The 15,663-nt window shown below is 70.2% G+C and carries 15 protein-coding genes; all 15 read left to right on the top strand.

Annotated elements, in window-relative coordinates; all coding sequences use genetic code 11:
• Positions 1–33 precede the first annotated feature (33 nt).
• Positions 34–696 (top strand): phosphatidylinositol phosphate synthase, encoded by a 663-nt coding sequence (gene pgsA / locus G412_RS0122790; RefSeq protein ID WP_028814112.1) that lies wholly within the window; start codon positions 34–36, stop codon positions 694–696.
• Positions 693–1,604 (top strand): phosphatidylinositol mannoside acyltransferase, encoded by a 912-nt coding sequence (locus tag G412_RS0122785; RefSeq protein WP_028814111.1) that lies wholly within the window; start codon positions 693–695, stop codon positions 1,602–1,604. The genes pgsA and G412_RS0122785 overlap by 4 nt, the downstream gene beginning before the upstream one ends.
• Positions 1,601–2,761: a glycosyltransferase family 4 protein gene (locus G412_RS0122780; protein WP_028814110.1), complete on the top strand. Its 1,161-nt coding sequence runs from the start codon at positions 1,601–1,603 to the stop codon at positions 2,759–2,761. Before G412_RS0122785 ends, G412_RS0122780 begins: the two co-directional genes overlap by 4 nt.
• A gap of 522 nt (positions 2,762–3,283) precedes the next feature.
• Entirely contained in the window at positions 3,284–3,829 is a 546-nt protein-coding gene (locus tag G412_RS0122775) for a membrane protein (RefSeq protein WP_028814109.1), read from the top strand.
• Between the two features lie 102 nt (positions 3,830–3,931).
• A complete protein-coding gene (pdxS, locus tag G412_RS0122770; protein ID WP_028814108.1) occupies positions 3,932–4,840 on the top strand; it encodes a pyridoxal 5'-phosphate synthase lyase subunit PdxS in 909 nt (302 codons plus the stop codon).
• Between the two features lie 8 nt (positions 4,841–4,848).
• Complete coding sequence (gene pdxT / locus G412_RS0122765; RefSeq protein WP_028814107.1) at positions 4,849–5,439, top strand: pyridoxal 5'-phosphate synthase glutaminase subunit PdxT; 591 nt, start codon at positions 4,849–4,851, stop codon at positions 5,437–5,439.
• A gap of 63 nt (positions 5,440–5,502) precedes the next feature.
• Positions 5,503–6,258 (top strand): YebC/PmpR family DNA-binding transcriptional regulator, encoded by a 756-nt coding sequence (locus G412_RS0122760; protein ID WP_028814106.1) that lies wholly within the window; start codon positions 5,503–5,505, stop codon positions 6,256–6,258.
• Between the two features lie 121 nt (positions 6,259–6,379).
• A complete protein-coding gene (gene ruvC / locus G412_RS0122755) occupies positions 6,380–6,925 on the top strand; it encodes a crossover junction endodeoxyribonuclease RuvC (RefSeq protein WP_028814105.1) in 546 nt (181 codons plus the stop codon).
• Positions 6,922–7,551 carry a Holliday junction branch migration protein RuvA gene (ruvA, locus tag G412_RS0122750; protein WP_028814104.1) on the top strand — a complete coding sequence of 210 codons (630 nt, stop codon included), beginning with the start codon at positions 6,922–6,924 and terminating at the stop codon, positions 7,549–7,551. The genes ruvC and ruvA overlap by 4 nt, the downstream gene beginning before the upstream one ends.
• Before the next feature lie 16 nt (positions 7,552–7,567).
• The gene (gene ruvB / locus G412_RS0122745; RefSeq protein ID WP_028814103.1) at positions 7,568–8,635 is read left to right on the top strand and encodes a Holliday junction branch migration DNA helicase RuvB; all 1,068 of its coding nucleotides are present in this window, start codon (positions 7,568–7,570) and stop codon (positions 8,633–8,635) included.
• Between the two features lie 175 nt (positions 8,636–8,810).
• Entirely contained in the window at positions 8,811–9,311 is a 501-nt protein-coding gene (yajC, locus tag G412_RS0122740) for a preprotein translocase subunit YajC (protein WP_028814102.1), read from the top strand.
• Positions 9,312–9,455: 144 nt separating this feature from the next.
• The gene (secD, locus tag G412_RS0122735; protein ID WP_028814101.1) at positions 9,456–11,192 is read left to right on the top strand and encodes a protein translocase subunit SecD; all 1,737 of its coding nucleotides are present in this window, start codon (positions 9,456–9,458) and stop codon (positions 11,190–11,192) included.
• Between the two features lies 1 nt (position 11,193).
• On the top strand, positions 11,194–12,324 hold the full coding sequence (secF, locus tag G412_RS0122730; RefSeq protein ID WP_028814100.1) for a protein translocase subunit SecF: 1,131 nt from the start codon (positions 11,194–11,196) through the stop codon (positions 12,322–12,324).
• The gene (locus G412_RS0122725; protein ID WP_028814099.1) at positions 12,321–12,863 is read left to right on the top strand and encodes an adenine phosphoribosyltransferase; all 543 of its coding nucleotides are present in this window, start codon (positions 12,321–12,323) and stop codon (positions 12,861–12,863) included. The genes secF and G412_RS0122725 overlap by 4 nt, the downstream gene beginning before the upstream one ends.
• Before the next feature lie 161 nt (positions 12,864–13,024).
• Complete coding sequence (locus G412_RS0122720) at positions 13,025–15,652, top strand: RelA/SpoT family protein (protein WP_028814098.1); 2,628 nt, start codon at positions 13,025–13,027, stop codon at positions 15,650–15,652.
• Positions 15,653–15,663 lie beyond the last annotated feature (11 nt).

The raw sequence follows: 15,663 nt of genomic DNA, 5'->3' as shown, positions 1-15,663 counted from the left end.
GGGCCGCACGGCGCACCGACCCTCGGGAAGGCCATGCTGAACAAGTACGCGCGTGCATTCTTTACGCGTGTCCTCACACCGTTCGCCGCGTTTCTCCTCCGTCGCGGGGTGAGCCCCGACGCGGTGACGCTCATCGGTACGGCCGGAGTGATGGCGGGTGCGCTGGTCTTCTTCCCCCGTGGAGAGTTCTTCTGGGGCACGATCGTCATCACGCTCTTCGTCTTCTCCGACCTCGTCGACGGCAATATGGCGAGGCAGGCGGGGGTGTTCAGCCGCTGGGGCGCCTTCCTGGACTCGACGCTCGACCGCGTCGCCGACTCGGCGGTCTTCGGCGGGATCGCGCTCTGGTACGCGGGCACCGGCAACGACAACGTGCTGTGCGCCGTCGCCATCTTCTGCCTCGCCAGCGGCCAGGTCGTCTCGTACACGAAGGCGCGGGGCGAATCGATCGGCCTGCCCGTCGCGGTCAACGGCCTGGTGGAGCGCGCCGAACGGCTCGTGATCACGCTCGTCGCCGCCGGTCTCGCCGGACTGCACGGCTTCGGGGTACCGGGCATCGGCGTACTGCTGCCCATCGCCCTGTGGGCCGTGGCCGTCGGCAGCCTGGTGACCCTGGGGCAGCGGGTCGTGACCGTACGCAGGGAAGCGGCGGAGGCGGACGCCGCCACCGCGCCGGGGAGTGAGGCCACGTCGTGAGCGGCGCCAGGGAACGGCTGACGGACAGCCTGTACGGCCTCGGCTGGGCCACCGTCAAGAAGCTGCCCGAACCGGTGGCCGTCGCCCTCGGGCGCAGGATCGCGGACACCGTCTGGAAGCGGCGCGGCGTGAGTGTGCTGCGCCTGGAGTCCAACCTCGCCCGCGTCGTCCCGGACGCCGGCCCCGAGCGTCTCGCCGAGCTGTCCAGGGCCGGGATGCGCTCGTACATGCGCTACTGGATGGAATCCTTCCGGCTGCCCGCGTGGAGCCCGGAGCGCATCAGGAACGGCATAGAGGTCCAGGGCATAGAGCGCCTGACCGACACCCTCGCCACCGGGCGCGGCGTCATCGTCGCGCTGCCGCACCTGGCCAACTGGGATCTCGCGGGCGCCTGGGTCACCACCAAGCTGGAAGTCCCGTTCACCACCGTCGCCGAGCGGCTCAAGCCCGAGACGCTGTACGACCGGTTCGTCGCGTACCGGGAGGGCCTCGGGATGGAGGTCCTGCCGCACGAGGGCGGCAGCGCCTTCGGGACGCTGGCGCGGCGGCTGCGGGCCGGTGGCCTCGTCTGCCTGGTCGCCGACCGGGACCTGTCCGCCTCGGGCACCGAGGTGAAGTTCTTCGGCGACACGGCGCGGATGCCCAGCGGGCCCGCGCTGCTGGCGCAGCAGACTGGGGCGCTGCTGCTGCCGGTGACGCTCTGGTATGACGACTCGCCGGTGATGCGGGGGCGGGTCCACCCGCCCGTCGACGTACCGGAGACGGGTACGCGCGCCGAGAAGACGTCGGTCATGACGCAGGCGCTGGCGGATGCCTTCGCCACCGGTATCGCCGAGCACCCGGAGGACTGGCACATGCTGCAACGGCTGTGGCTCGACGACCTCGAGCCGCGTCAGGAGACCTCGTGAAGATCGGCATTGTCTGCCCGTACTCGTGGGACGTGCCGGGCGGCGTCCAGTTCCACATCCGGGACCTGGCCGAGCATCTGATCGGGCTCGGGCACGAGGTGTCGGTCCTGGCGCCGGCCGACGACGAGACGCCGCTGCCGCCGTACGTCGTGTCCGCGGGCCGGGCCGTCCCGGTGCCGTACAACGGCTCGGTCGCCCGCCTGAACTTCGGGTTCCTCTCCGCCGCACGGGTACGGCGGTGGCTGCACGACGGCACGTTCGACGTCATCCACATCCACGAGCCGACCTCGCCCTCGCTGGGCCTGCTCGCGTGCTGGGTGGCGCAGGGGCCGATCGTCGCCACCTTCCACACCTCCAACCCCAAGTCGCGCGCGATGATCGCCGCATACCCGATCCTGCAGCCCGCGCTGGAGAAGATCAGCGCGCGTATCGCGGTGAGCGAGTACGCGCGGCGCACGCTCGTCGAGCACCTCGGCGGCGACGCGGTCGTCATCCCCAACGGCGTCGACGTCGACTTCTTCGCCAAGGCGGACGCGAAGGCGGAGTGGCAGGGGCAGACCATCGGCTTCATCGGCCGCATCGACGAGCCCCGCAAGGGCCTGCCCGTCCTGATGCGCGCCCTCCCGAAGATCCTGGCCGAGCGCCCGGACACGCGGCTGCTGGTGGCGGGGCGCGGCGACGAGGAGGAGGCGGTGGCCTCGCTGCCGGCGCAGATGCGGGACCGCGTCGAATTCCTCGGCATGGTCAGCGACGAGGACAAGGCGCGGCTGCTGCGCAGTGTCGACCTGTACGTCGCGCCGAACACCGGCGGCGAGAGCTTCGGCATCATCCTGGTCGAGGCGATGTCGGCGGGAGCGGCGGTGCTGGCGAGCGACCTCGACGCGTTCGCGCAGGTACTGGACCAGGGAGCGGCCGGCGAGCTCTTCGCCAACGAGGACGCGGACGCGCTCGCGGCGGCGGCGGTACGGCTGCTGGGGGATCCGGAGCGGCTGGTGGAGCTGCGGCTGCGGGGCTCGGCGCACGTACGGCGCTTCGACTGGTCGACGGTGGCGGCGGACATCCTGGCGGTGTACGAGACGGTGACGGACGGCGCGGCGTCGGTGGACACGGACGAACGCACGGGGCTGCGGGCGAGGTTCGGGCTGGCGAGGGACTGACGCCGGGGTTGTTGCTCGTGCGGGGGGCCGGGCCCGGGAGCGGCTTGTTGTGACGTGCCGGGGGCCGGGCCCTACGGGAGCGGCATTCGGGACTGCATGATTTAGGCGCGGTGCCGGGGTGCCTGAAAGCCTCCCCGGCGTCCAGCCCACAAATCACGCTTTACGTCCCGAACACCGCTCCCTACGGCCCCGACCCCCTCCCGCCGTCGTGGCGTGCGGTCACAGCCGTTGCCGCCCCCCAGAGCCCTGAGACTGAACGGTTGGCCGGGCCGGGCCCGGCACTTGCTCCGCCCGGAACCGAGAACCACCCGCGAACCACCCGCACTTCGCCACCGGCGGGAGGGGGCGGGGCGCGCAGGGGGTGGTGTTCGGGACGTAAAGCGTGATTTGTGCGCAGGGAGTGGGCGTCGTACAAGGAACGCTGGGCTGCGGCTAAATCATGCAGTCCCGAACGCCGCCCCCGGAGCGGCCCGCCCCCGGCACCCACAACGCCGCACCGACCCCCCGGTAACGTGGCCGTCCGTGACCGTAACCCTCATCTGGATCGTCGTAGCCCTCCTCGCGATCGGGCTGTACCTCAGCTGGACCGCCGGCCGGCTCGACCGACTGCACGCCCGTATCGACGCCTCCCGAGCCGCGCTCGACGCCCAGCTCCTGCGCCGGGCCTCGGTCACTCAGGAGCTGGCGACCTCCGGAGTGCTCGATCCCGCCGCGTCGATCCTGCTGTACCAGGCCGCGCACGCCGCCCGCCAGGCCGAGGAGGACCACCGCGAGGTCGCCGAGAGCGAGCTCAGCCAGGCGCTGCGGGCGGTTTTCGGGGAGGCGGCGCAGGTCGAGGCGGTCAAGGAGGCGCCCGGCGGTGAGGACGCCGCGGGGGAGCTCGCGGCGGCGGTACGGCGCGTACCCATGGCCCGGCGCTTCCACAACGACTCCGTACGCGCCGCCCGCGCCCTGCGCCGCCACCGCAAGGTCCGGTGGTTCCGGCTGGCCGGCCACGCCCCGTTCCCGCTGGCGTTCGAGATGGACGATGAGCCCCCCGTGGCACTGGCCGACCGCCCCGGCAGCTAGCAAAACGATCCACCGGCTGAACATTGGCCCTTGCAGTGGACTGGTCCGGCGATGTTCTCTCTAAGGCAGCAAGAACCTTCTTTCTCCGAGTGAGGTCCATCCGTGTCCAGCACCAGCAACTTCCAGGCCCCCGAGACCGGCACCGCACGCGTGAAGCGCGGCATGGCTGAGCAGCTCAAGGGCGGCGTGATCATGGACGTCGTCAACGCCGAGCAGGCGAAGATCGCCGAGGACGCGGGCGCCGTGGCCGTCATGGCGCTGGAGCGCGTGCCCGCCGACATCCGCAAGGACGGCGGCGTGGCCCGGATGTCCGACCCGAACATGATCGAAGAGATCATCGAGGCCGTCTCGATCCCGGTCATGGCCAAGTCCCGCATCGGCCACTTCGTCGAGGCCCAGGTCCTGCAGTCCCTCGGCGTCGACTACATCGACGAGTCCGAGGTCCTGACCCCGGCCGACGAGGTCAACCACTCCGACAAGTGGGCGTTCACCACCCCCTTCGTCTGTGGCGCCACCAACCTGGGTGAGGCCCTGCGCCGTATCGCCGAGGGCGCGGCCATGATCCGCTCGAAGGGCGAGGCCGGCACCGGCAACGTCGTCGAGGCCGTGCGTCACCTGCGCCAGATCAAGAACGAGATCGCCAAGCTGCGCGGCTTCGACAACAACGAGCTGTACGCCGCCGCCAAGGAGCTCCGCGCCCCGTACGAGATCGTCAAGGAGGTGGCCGAGCTCGGAAAGCTTCCGGTGGTGCTGTTCTCCGCGGGCGGTGTCGCCACCCCCGCCGACGCCGCGCTGATGCGCCAGCTCGGCGCCGAGGGCGTCTTCGTCGGCTCCGGCATCTTCAAGTCCGGCGACCCGGCCGCCCGCGCCGCCGCGATCGTGAAGGCCACCACCTTCTACGACGACCCGAAGATCATCGCGGACGCGTCCCGGAACCTGGGCGAGGCCATGGTCGGCATCAACTGCGACACCCTCCCCGAGTCCGAGCGCTACGCCAACCGCGGCTGGTAGTGCCGGACATGAGCAACCCTGTGATCGGCGTCCTGGCTCTCCAGGGCGACGTACGGGAGCACCTGGTCGCCCTGGCCGTGGCGGACGCCACGGCCAGGCCGGTCCGGCGCCCCGAGGAGCTCGCCGAGCTCGACGGCCTGGTCATCCCCGGCGGCGAGTCCACCACCATGTCCAAGCTGGCCGTGCTCTTCGGCATGCAGGAGCCGCTGCGCGAGCGCATCAAGGACGGCCTGCCCGTCTACGGCACGTGCGCCGGCCTGATCATGCTCGCCGACAAGATCCTGGACCCGCGCTCGGGTCAGGAGACGTTCGGCGGCATCGACATGATCGTGCGCCGCAACGCCTTCGGGCGCCAGAACGAGTCGTTCGAGGCGAAGGTCGAGATCGCGGGCATCGAGGACGGCCCCGTCGAGGGCGTCTTCATCCGCGCCCCGTGGGTGGAGTCGGTCGGTGCGCAGGCCGAGGTGCTCGCGGAGCACGACGGGCACATCGTCGCCGTACGCCAGGGCAACGCCCTCGCCACGTCGTTCCACCCCGAACTGACGGGCGACCACCGGGTGCACCGGCTCTTCACCGAGATGGTGCGCGCCGTACGCTGACGGGATCCCGGTAGGATCTCTGCCGAACGCAGCAGTATTTGGTGACGCGAAGGAGACAGGCGGATGTCCGGCCACTCTAAATGGGCTACGACGAAGCACAAGAAGGCCGTGATCGATGCCAAGCGCGGCAAGCTCTTCGCGAAGCTGATCAAGAACATCGAGGTCGCGGCGCGCACCGGCGGCGCCGACATCGACGGCAACCCGACTCTCTTCGACGCCATCCAGAAGGCGAAGAAGAGCTCCGTCCCCAACAAGAACATCGACTCCGCGGTCAAGCGCGGCGGCGGTCTCGAGGCGGGCGGCGTCGACTACGAGACCATCATGTACGAGGGTTACGGCCCCAACGGTGTCGCGGTGCTCATCGAGTGCCTCACCGACAACCGCAACCGTGCCGCCTCCGACGTGCGGGTCGCCATGACCCGCAACGGCGGCTCGATGGCCGACCCGGGCTCCGTCTCGTACCTCTTCAACCGCAAGGGTGTCGTGGTCGTCCCCAAGGGCGAGCTCACCGAGGACGACGTCCTCGGTGCGGTGCTCGACGCGGGCGCCGAGGAGGTCAACGACCTCGGTGAGTCCTTCGAGGTTCTGAGCGAGGCCACCGACCTGGTCGCGGTCCGCACCGCGCTCCAGGAGGCCGGCATCGACTACGACTCGGCGGACGCCAACTTCGTCCCGACCATGCAGGTCGAGCTCGACGAAGAGGGCGCGCGGAAGATCTTCAAGCTCATCGACGCGCTGGAGGACAGCGACGACGTACAGAACGTCTTCGCCAACTTCGACGTCTCCGACGAGGTCATGGAGAAGGTCGACGCGGCCTGAGGGCTGATCAGCACGTCGTACGGACGGGCCGACGGGACACGCTCCCGGCGGCCCGTCCGTGCGTTGTCAGAGCCAGCCGCTACTGTGCTGATCAGTCGAAAGAGTGAGGGGGAGGGACGCGATGCGCGTACTGGGCGTGGACCCGGGGCTGACCCGGTGCGGCGTCGGCGTGGTCGAAGGCGCCGCGGGCCGCCCCCTGAGGATGCTCGGGGTCGGAGTCGTCCGTACGCCGTCGGACGCCGAGCTGGGGGAGCGACTGGTCGCCATCGAGCGCGGCATAGAGGCGTGGCTCGACGAGCACCGGCCCGAATTCGTCGCCGTGGAGCGGGTGTTCAGCCAGCACAACGTCCGTACGGTCATGGGTACGGCCCAGGCCAGCGCGGTCGCCATGCTCTGCGCGGCGCGGCGCGGGCTGCCCGTCGCCCTGCATACGCCCAGTGAGGTCAAAGCGGCGGTCACCGGAAACGGCCGGGCCGAGAAGGACCAGGTCGGTGCCATGGTGACCCGGCTGCTGCGGCTGGACGCACCGCCCAGACCGGCCGACGCCGCCGACGCCCTCGCGCTCGCCATCTGTCACATCTGGCGCGCCCCCGCGGTCAACCGCCTCCAGCAGGCGCACGCCGCCGCCCGCGCGCCCCGCATCCCCGTACGGAAGGTCACGCGATGATCGCGTTCGTCAGCGGCCCGGTCGCCGCACTCGCCCCCACCACGGCGGTCATCGAGGTCGGCGGCATCGGCATGGCCGTGCAGTGCACGCCGAACACGCTGTCCACGCTCCGCATGGGGCAGGACGCGAAGCTCGCGACCTCCCTGGTCGTACGCGAGGACTCGCTGACCCTCTACGGCTTCGCCGACGACGACGAGCGGCAGGTCTTCGAGCTGCTCCAGACCGCCAGCGGCGTCGGCCCCCGGCTCGCCCAGGCCATGCTCGCCGTGCACTCGCCCGACGCGCTGCGCCTGGCCGTCTCCACAGGTGACGAGAAGGCGCTCACCGCCGTGCCGGGCATCGGGAAGAAGGGCGCCCAGAAGCTGCTCCTCGAACTCAAGGGGCGTCTGGGGGAGCCGCTCGGCACCGGCGGCCACGTCGGCGCCCAGCGCGCCGCGTCGGGGCCCGCACCGTGGGGCGAGCAGCTCCAGGCCGCGCTCATCGGTCTCGGGTACGCGTCCCGCGAGGCCGAGGAGGCGGTCGCGGCGGTGGCCCCGCAGGCCGAGGCGGCCCTCGCCGGGGGCAGCCGGCCGCCCGTGCCGCAGTTGCTGCGCGCCGCGCTCCAGACCCTCAACCGCGCCCGCTGATTCGAGAGATCCGTAAATGAACTGGGACGACACCGGACCCGACATCGACCAGCGGCTGGTCGACTCCGGCTCCGACGGCGAGGACCAGGCCGTCGAGGCGGCGCTGCGCCCCAAGGACCTCGACGAGTTCGTGGGCCAGGAGAAGGTCCGCGAGCAGCTCGACCTGGTCCTGCGGGCGGCCCGCGCGCGCGGCGCCACCGCCGACCACGTGCTGCTGTCCGGCGCCCCCGGCCTGGGCAAGACAACCCTCTCGATGATCATCGCGGCCGAGATGAACGCCCCCATCCGCATCACCTCGGGCCCCGCCATCCAGCACGCCGGAGACCTCGCCGCGATCCTCTCCTCCCTCCAGGAGGGCGAGGTGCTCTTCCTCGACGAGATCCACCGGATGTCCCGGCCGGCCGAAGAGATGCTCTACATGGCCATGGAGGACTTCCGCGTCGACGTGATCGTCGGCAAGGGGCCCGGCGCCACCGCCATCCCGCTGGAGCTGCCCCCCTTCACCCTGGTCGGCGCCACCACCAGGGCCGGACTGCTCCCGCCGCCGCTGCGCGACCGCTTCGGCTTCACCGGGCACATGGAGTTCTACGAACCGGCCGAGCTGGAGCGGGTCGTCCACCGCTCCGCCCGGCTCCTCGACCTGGAGATCGACGTGGACGGCGCGGCGGAGATCGCCGGACGCTCCCGCGGTACGCCCCGTATCGCCAACCGCCTGCTGCGCCGCGTCCGTGACTACGCCCAGGTCAAGGCCGACGGCGTCATCGACCGTGACATCGCCGCCGCCGCTCTCAAGGTGTACGAGGTCGACGCCCGTGGCCTGGACCGCCTCGACCGGGCCGTGCTCGGCGCGCTGCTCAAGCTGTTCGGCGGCGGGCCCGTGGGACTGTCCACGCTCGCGGTGGCGGTGGGGGAGGAGCGGGAGACGGTCGAAGAGGTGGCCGAGCCCTTCCTCGTACGGGAAGGCCTGCTGGCCCGTACGCCGAGGGGCCGGGTGGCCACGCCTGCCGCCTGGGCGCACCTGGGGCTCGTACCGCCTCGGCAGGGTAACGGAGGAAATGGACAAACGGGACTCTTTGGGACGTGATGGACCTGACGGCGCGGAGGGTCGCCCTGTCAGGAACCACGGTGCGATGCTGGGCGTTGTTCCATTGATGCGGACTCGCTTAGACTCCGCCGATGCCGCCCTTCCAGGTCGGCGTGCCCACCCCCCGTAGATCAGGCCGCTCCCCGGCGCGGTCGTGCGAAGGAATTTCCGTCCCGTGACTCTCATGACACTCCTCCCCTTCATCGTGCTCATCGGGGCCATGTTCCTGATGACCCGGTCCGCCAAGAAGAAGCAGCAGGCGGCTGCGCAGATGCGCGACGAAATGCAGCCCGGCACCGGCGTCCGGACGATCGGGGGCATGTACGCCACCGTCAAGGAAGTCAACGACGACACGGTCCTCCTCGAGGTCGCGCCGGGCGTGCACGCCGTCTACGCGAAGAACTCCATCGGCGCCGTCCTCGACGACGAGGAGTACAACCGCATCGTCCACGGCGACGGTGACCTCAAGATCGACGCTCCGGTCGTCCCGGACGACGCCTCCTCGCTGACCGAGACCGCGGACGCGGACAAGGACAAGGACGAGGACGACGTCGCGCGTATCGACCTCGGCAAGAAGGCCGGCGGGGACGACGCGGAGAAGGCGCACGACGCGGCCGACGCGGCCGGCGACGAGCCGAAGGACAAGAAGACCGACGGCGAGAGCGACGCGAAGTAGTCACGTAGGGGGACCGCGGCGCGCCCACCGGCGTACCCCGGTCCCCGGATCGTGTCGACTTCCGCGGGGCTGGGCCCCACATACTTCGTGGCCGCCTTGGCGCTCACCCGGCGCGGGGGCGGTTGGACAGGGAGAAACGAGAAGGTGGCAGCACCGAAGAAGGGCCGCAGGCCCGCGGGGGCTCCGGGCAGGCCAGGGCGCGCCCTGGCTCTGATCGTGATCGCCATGGTCGCGCTCACCAGCGGGATGTTCGCGACCGGTGAGCTCACACCGCGTCTGGGCATCGACCTCGCCGGCGGCACGAGCATCACGCTCAAGGCGAAGCCCGAGCCGGGCAAGCCGAACGCCATCAACAAGACCAACATGGACACGGCGGTCGGCATCATCGACCGCCGTGTCAATGGTCTGGGTGTCTCTGAGGCCGAGGTCCAGACTCAGGGCGAAGAGAACATCATCGTCAACATCCCCAAGGGGACGAACGAGAAGCAGGCTCGGGAGCAGGTCGGCACCACCGCTCAGCTCTACTTCCGGCCGGTCGTGACGTACACCGCCGGTACGCCGACGCCCGACGCCACTCCCTCCCCGAAGCCCTCCGCGGGCGGCAAGGACGGCAAGTCCACGCCTCCCGCGACGCCGACGGCCACCGCCACCACGCAGGGCCGCGCGGTGACGGACGGGCTCAAGAAGGACCCGACGCCGACCCCCACGGGCAGTGCCTCCAAGAGCCCGGACAAGGGCGACAAGCCGGCGGCCACGCCGTCGCCCGACCCCGCGATCTCGGCGCTGGAGAAGAAGTTCGCGGCTCTGGACTGCACCAAGAAGACCGACCGGGTCCAGGCCAACCGGGGCGTCAAGCCCGAGGACCCGATGGTCGCCTGCGGCAAGAACAACGCGGGTGAGTGGGAGAAGTACATCCTGGGCCCGGCCGAGGTCAACGGCAAGGACGTCGACGACGCCAGCGCCACGCTCGACACCCAGCGCGGTGGCGGCTGGAAGGTGAACATGGAGTTCACCGACGGCGGCTCCAAGAAGTTCCAGAAGATCACCGCCAAGCTCTCGCAGCAGCAGCCCCCGCAGAACCAGTTCGCCATCGTCCTCGACGGCGAAGTCGTCTCGGCGCCCTCCGTCAACGAGACCCTGAGCGCCAACGCGGAGATCTCCGGCAGCTTCACCCAGGAGTCCGCCCAGGACCTGGCCAACATCCTGTCGTACGGCGCGCTGCCGCTCTCCTTCAGCGAGGAGACCGTCACCACCGTCACCGCCGCGCTCGGCGGCGAGCAGCTCAAGGCCGGCCTGATCGCCGGTGCGATCGGTCTCGCGCTGGTCGTTATCTACCTGCTGGCGTACTACCGCGGCCTGGCGTTCGTCGCGATCGTGAGCCTCATCGTCTCCGCGATCCTGACCTACACGATCATGACGTTGCTCGGACCGGGCATCGGCTTCGCGCTGAACCTCCCCGCGGTGTGTGGTGCGATCGTTGCCATCGGCATCACCGCGGACTCGTTCATCGTGTACTTCGAACGCATCCGTGACGAGATCCGCGAGGGCCGCACGCTCAAGCCCGCCGTGGAGCGTGCCTGGCCGCGTGCCCGGCGCACCATCCTGGTCTCCGACTTCGTGTCGTTCCTCGCCGCCGCGGTGCTGTTCGTCGTGACCGTCGGCAAGGTGCAGGGCTTCGCGTTCACGCTCGGCCTGACCACCCTGCTCGATGTGGTCGTGGTGTTCCTCTTCACCAAGCCGCTGATGACGCTGTTGGCGCGTACGAAGTTCTTCGGCCAGGGCCACCCGTGGTCCGGCCTGGACCCCAAGCGGCTCGGCGTACAGCCTCCCCTGCGCCGTACCCGTCGCGTCACCGCCCCCATCGACCCGAAGGAGGCCTGAGATGTCCCGACTCGGCAATCTCGGCGCCCGCCTCTACAACGGTGAGGTCGGTTACGACTTCGTCGGCAAGCGGAAGATCTGGTACGGCCTGTCGATCCTGATCACGATCACGGCCATCGTCGGCCTGGCGGTGCGCGGTCTGGTCATGGGCATCGAGTTCGAGGGCGGCGCCGTCTTCACGACGGCCAAGACGGGTGTCTCCGTCGCCCAGGTCCAGGAGGACGCCGAAAAGGCCTCCGGGCACGAGGCGATCGTCCAGGAGCTCGGCAACGGCGGCATGCGCATCCAGATCAGCGGTCTGGACACCGACACCGCCAACCCGGTCAAGGACGAGCTCGCGAAGGACCTCGGCGTAGCGCCGGACGACATCACCTCCGAGCTGGTCGGCCCCAGTTGGGGCGAGCAGATCGCCAACAAGGCCTGGACCGGCCTCGCGATCTTCATGGTGCTGGTGGTCATCTACCTCGCCATCGCCTTCGAGTGGCGCATGGCCCTGGCCGCCCTCATCGCCCTGGTCCACGACCTCACCATCACCGTCGGTGTGTACGCACTGGTGGGCTTCGAGGTCACACCCGGCACCGTGATCGGTCTGCTGACGATCCTCGGTTACTCCCTCTACGACACCGTCGTCGTCTTCGACGGTCTCAAGGAGGGGTCGAAGGACATCACGAAGCAGACGCGCTGGACGTACAGCGAGATCGCCAACCGCAGCCTCAACGGCACCCTGGTGCGCTCCATCAACACCACCGTCGTCGCGCTGCTCCCGGTGGCGGGCCTGCTGTTCATCGGCGGCGGTGTGCTGGGCGCGGGCATGCTCAACGACATCTCGCTGTCGCTCTTCGTCGGCCTGGCCGCCGGTGCGTACTCCTCGATCTTCATCGCCACTCCGCTCGTCGCCGACCTGAAGGAACGCGACCCGCAGATGAAGGCCCTGAAGAAGCGCGTGCTCGCGAAGCGGGCGGCCGCGGCGGCCAAGGGTGAGTGGCCGGACTCCGACGACACCGACGGCTCCGTCGGCTCCGGCGAGCGGCAGGACCGGGCCGTGGACGACGCCGCACCGGCCGGTGCGGTCGTCGGTCAGCCCCGTGGCCGCAGCGGTGGCCGCGGCAAGCCCTCGGGGAAGCGGCGATGACGACAACCACGCAGGATCTGCTGATCAGCCGCATCCGTGACGTACCGGACTATCCGAAGCCCGGCGTGATGTTCAAGGACATCACCCCGCTGCTCGCGGACCCGGTGGCGTTCACGGCGCTGACGGACGCCCTCGCGGAGCTGTGCGTACGCTCCGGCGCCACGAAGATCGTCGGTCTGGAGGCCCGCGGCTTCATCCTGGCCGCGCCGGTCGCCGTCCGCGCCGGCCTCGGCTTCATCCCCGTACGCAAGGCGGGGAAGCTGCCGGGTGCGACGCTGAAGCAGGCGTACGAGCTGGAGTACGGCACCGCCGAGATCGAGATCCACGCCGAGGACCTGGCCGACGGCGACCGCGTCATCGTCATCGACGACGTCCTCGCCACCGGCGGCACCGCCGAGGCCTCGCTGGAGCTCATCCGGCGGGCGGGCGCGCAGGTCGCCGGGGTCGCGGTCCTCATGGAACTCGGATTCCTCGGCGGCCGCAGCCGCCTGGAACCGGCGCTCCACGGGGCTCCGCTGGAGGCCTTGATCACGGTCTGACCAGCACGGCTGTACGTGATGGGCGGGTCCCCGAGGAATTCGGGGACCCGCCTTTCGCGTTGGCTCAGGTATCAGGCCCTGGGGCGAACCGGAGGCCAGGCATCGTTACCATGGGCTTTCCGGGCCTGACCGGGGGACCCGGACCCGCACGAGGAGCGCTCTTGCCAGACGAGGCCCAGCCACTCTCCCCCAGCTCCCGTCCGGGGGAGTCCGCAGCCGCGCAGCCCGACCCGCAGCAGCGGGCCGCCAAGGCCGCGGCGCGCCCGGTCACGCCCCCGTCGGGCCGGCCCGCCCCGCCCGCGAAGAGCGACCCTGCCACGCCCGCGAAGGGCGACCCTCCCGCGAGCAGCGGCGCCCCCGCCAAGAGCGGCCCTCCCGCGAGGAACCCCGAGCCCACCGGCAAGCCCAAGGCCGCCCCCGAGCGGGCCGGCGCCGCCACGCCGCCGGTGTCCGCCCCCAAGCCGGTCCAGGGCTCCACCCCGCGCACCGGCAGCGGCTCCTCCAACCGGGTACGGGCCAGGCTCGCCCGACTGGGCGTACAGCGCTCCAGCCCGTACAACCCCGTCCTCGAACCGCTCCTGCGGGCCGTGCGCAGCAACGACCCGAAGATCGAGACGTCGACGCTGCGCCAGATCGAGCGCGCCTACCAGGTCGCCGAGCGCTGGCACCGCGGCCAGAAGCGCAAGAGCGGCGACCCGTACATCACGCACCCGCTCGCCGTGACGACGATCCTCGCCGAACTCGGCATGGACCCCGCGACGCTGATGGCGGGCCTGCTGCACGACACCGTCGAGGACACGGAGTACGGCCTGGACACCCTGCGCCGCGACTTCGGTGACCAGGTCGCGTTGCTCGTCGACGGCGTCACCAAGCTCGACAAGGTCAAGTTCGGCGAGGCCGCGCAGGCCGAGACCGTACGCAAGATGGTCGTCGCCATGGCCAAGGACCCGCGCGTCCTGGTCATCAAGCTCGCCGACCGGCTGCACAACATGCGCACCATGCGCTATCTCAAGCGGGAGAAGCAGGAGAAGAAGGCCCGCGAGACGCTGGAGATCTACGCGCCCCTGGCTCACCGCCTGGGCATGAACACCATCAAGTGGGAGCTGGAGGACCTCGCCTTCGCGATCCTCTACCCCAAGATGTACGACGAGATCGTGCGGCTCGTCGCCGAGCGCGCGCCCAAGCGCGACGAGTACCTCGCCATAGTGACCGACGAGGTCCAGTCCGACCTGCGCGCCGCCCGCATCAAGGCCACCGTCACCGGCCGGCCGAAGCACTACTACAGCGTCTACCAGAAGATGATCGTCCGCGGCCGTGACTTCGCGGAGATCTACGACCTGGTGGGGATTCGTGTACTTGTCGACACGGTCCGCGACTGTTACGCCGCCCTCGGCACCGTCCACGCGCGATGGAACCCGGTCCCCGGCCGGTTCAAGGACTACATCGCGATGCCGAAGTTCAACATGTACCAGTCGCTGCACACGACGGTCATCGGCCCCAGCGGCAAGCCCGTCGAACTCCAGATCCGCACGTTCGACATGCACCGCCGCGCCGAGTACGGCATCGCCGCGCACTGGAAGTACAAGCAGGAGGCCGTCGCCGGCGCCTCCAAGGTGCGTACCGACGTACCCAAGAACACCGGACGCGGCCAGGACACCGTCAACGACATGGCGTGGCTGCGCCAGCTCCTGGACTGGCAGAAGGAGACCGAGGACCCCAGCGAGTTCCTGGAGTCCCTGCGCTTCGACCTCTCCCGCAACGAGGTCTTCGTCTTCACGCCCAAGGGCGACGTCATAGCGCTGCCGGCCGGCGCCACACCCGTCGACTTCGCGTACGCCGTCCACACCGAGGTCGGCCACCGCACCATAGGAGCGCGGGTCAACGGGCGGCTCGTACCGCTCGAATCGACCCTCGACAACGGCGACCTAGTGGAGGTCTTCACCTCCAAGGCGGCCGGCGCGGGCCCGTCCCGCGACTGGCTCGGCTTCGTCAAGTCGCCGCGGGCTCGCAACAAGATCCGCGCCTGGTTCTCCAAGGAGCGCCGCGACGAGGCCATAGAGCAGGGCAAGGACGCCATCGCGCGGGCCATGCGCAAGCAGAACCTGCCGATCCAGCGCATCCTCACCGGCGACTCGCTCGTCACGCTCGCGCACGAGATGCGCTACAGCGACATCTCCTCGCTGTACGCGGCGATCGGCGAGGGACACGTCACCGCGCAGAGCATCGTCCAGAAGCTCGTTCAGGCGCTCGGCGGCGAAGAGGCCGCCACGGAGGACATCGCCGAGAGCGCACCGCCGTCGCGCGGCCGGGGCAAGCGCCGCTCGAACGCCGATCCGGGTGTCGTGGTCAAGGGCGTCGACGACGTGTGGGTCAAGCTGGCCCGCTGCTGTACGCCCGTACCCGGCGACCCCATCATCGGGTTCGTCACGCGCGGCAGCGGCGTATCGGTGCACCGCGCCGACTGCGTCAACGTCGATTCGCTGTCGAAGGAGCCGGAACGCATCCTCGACGTCGAATGGGCACCGACCCAGTCGTCGGTGTTCCTGGTCGCCATCCAGGTGGAGGCGCTGGACCGGTCCCGGCTGCTGTCCGACGTCACCCGCGTCCTGTCCGACCAGCACGTCAACATCCTGTCCGCGGCGGTCCAGACGTCCCGCGACCGGGTGGCCACCTCACGCTTCACCTTCGAGATGGGCGACCCCAAGCACCTGGGGCACGTCCTGAAGGCGGTGCGCGGCGTGGAGGGCGTGTACGACGTCTACCGCGTCACCTCGGCGCGGCGGCCGTAAGGCACGTAAGC

This window comes from Streptomyces flavidovirens DSM 40150 (assembly GCF_000429085.1).
Classification (GTDB): Bacteria; Actinomycetota; Actinomycetes; order Streptomycetales; family Streptomycetaceae; genus Streptomyces; species Streptomyces flavidovirens.
The sequence above is the reverse complement of the archived record's forward strand: the minus strand, read 5'-3'. Positions and strand labels throughout refer to the sequence as shown.

Coding starts and splice junctions, on each gene's coding strand:
- ruvC (WP_028814105.1), top strand. CDS start 6,380: ATGCGCGTACTGGGCGTGGACCCGGGGCTGACCCGGTGCGGCGTCGGC.
- G412_RS0122725 (WP_028814099.1), top strand. CDS start 12,321: ATGACGACAACCACGCAGGATCTGCTGATCAGCCGCATCCGTGACGTA.
- G412_RS0122760 (WP_028814106.1), top strand. CDS start 5,503: ATGTCCGGCCACTCTAAATGGGCTACGACGAAGCACAAGAAGGCCGTG.
- pdxT (WP_028814107.1), top strand. CDS start 4,849: ATGAGCAACCCTGTGATCGGCGTCCTGGCTCTCCAGGGCGACGTACGG.
- pgsA (WP_028814112.1), top strand. CDS start 34: ATGCTGAACAAGTACGCGCGTGCATTCTTTACGCGTGTCCTCACACCG.
- ruvA (WP_028814104.1), top strand. CDS start 6,922: ATGATCGCGTTCGTCAGCGGCCCGGTCGCCGCACTCGCCCCCACCACG.
- ruvB (WP_028814103.1), top strand. CDS start 7,568: ATGAACTGGGACGACACCGGACCCGACATCGACCAGCGGCTGGTCGAC.
- secF (WP_028814100.1), top strand. CDS start 11,194: ATGTCCCGACTCGGCAATCTCGGCGCCCGCCTCTACAACGGTGAGGTC.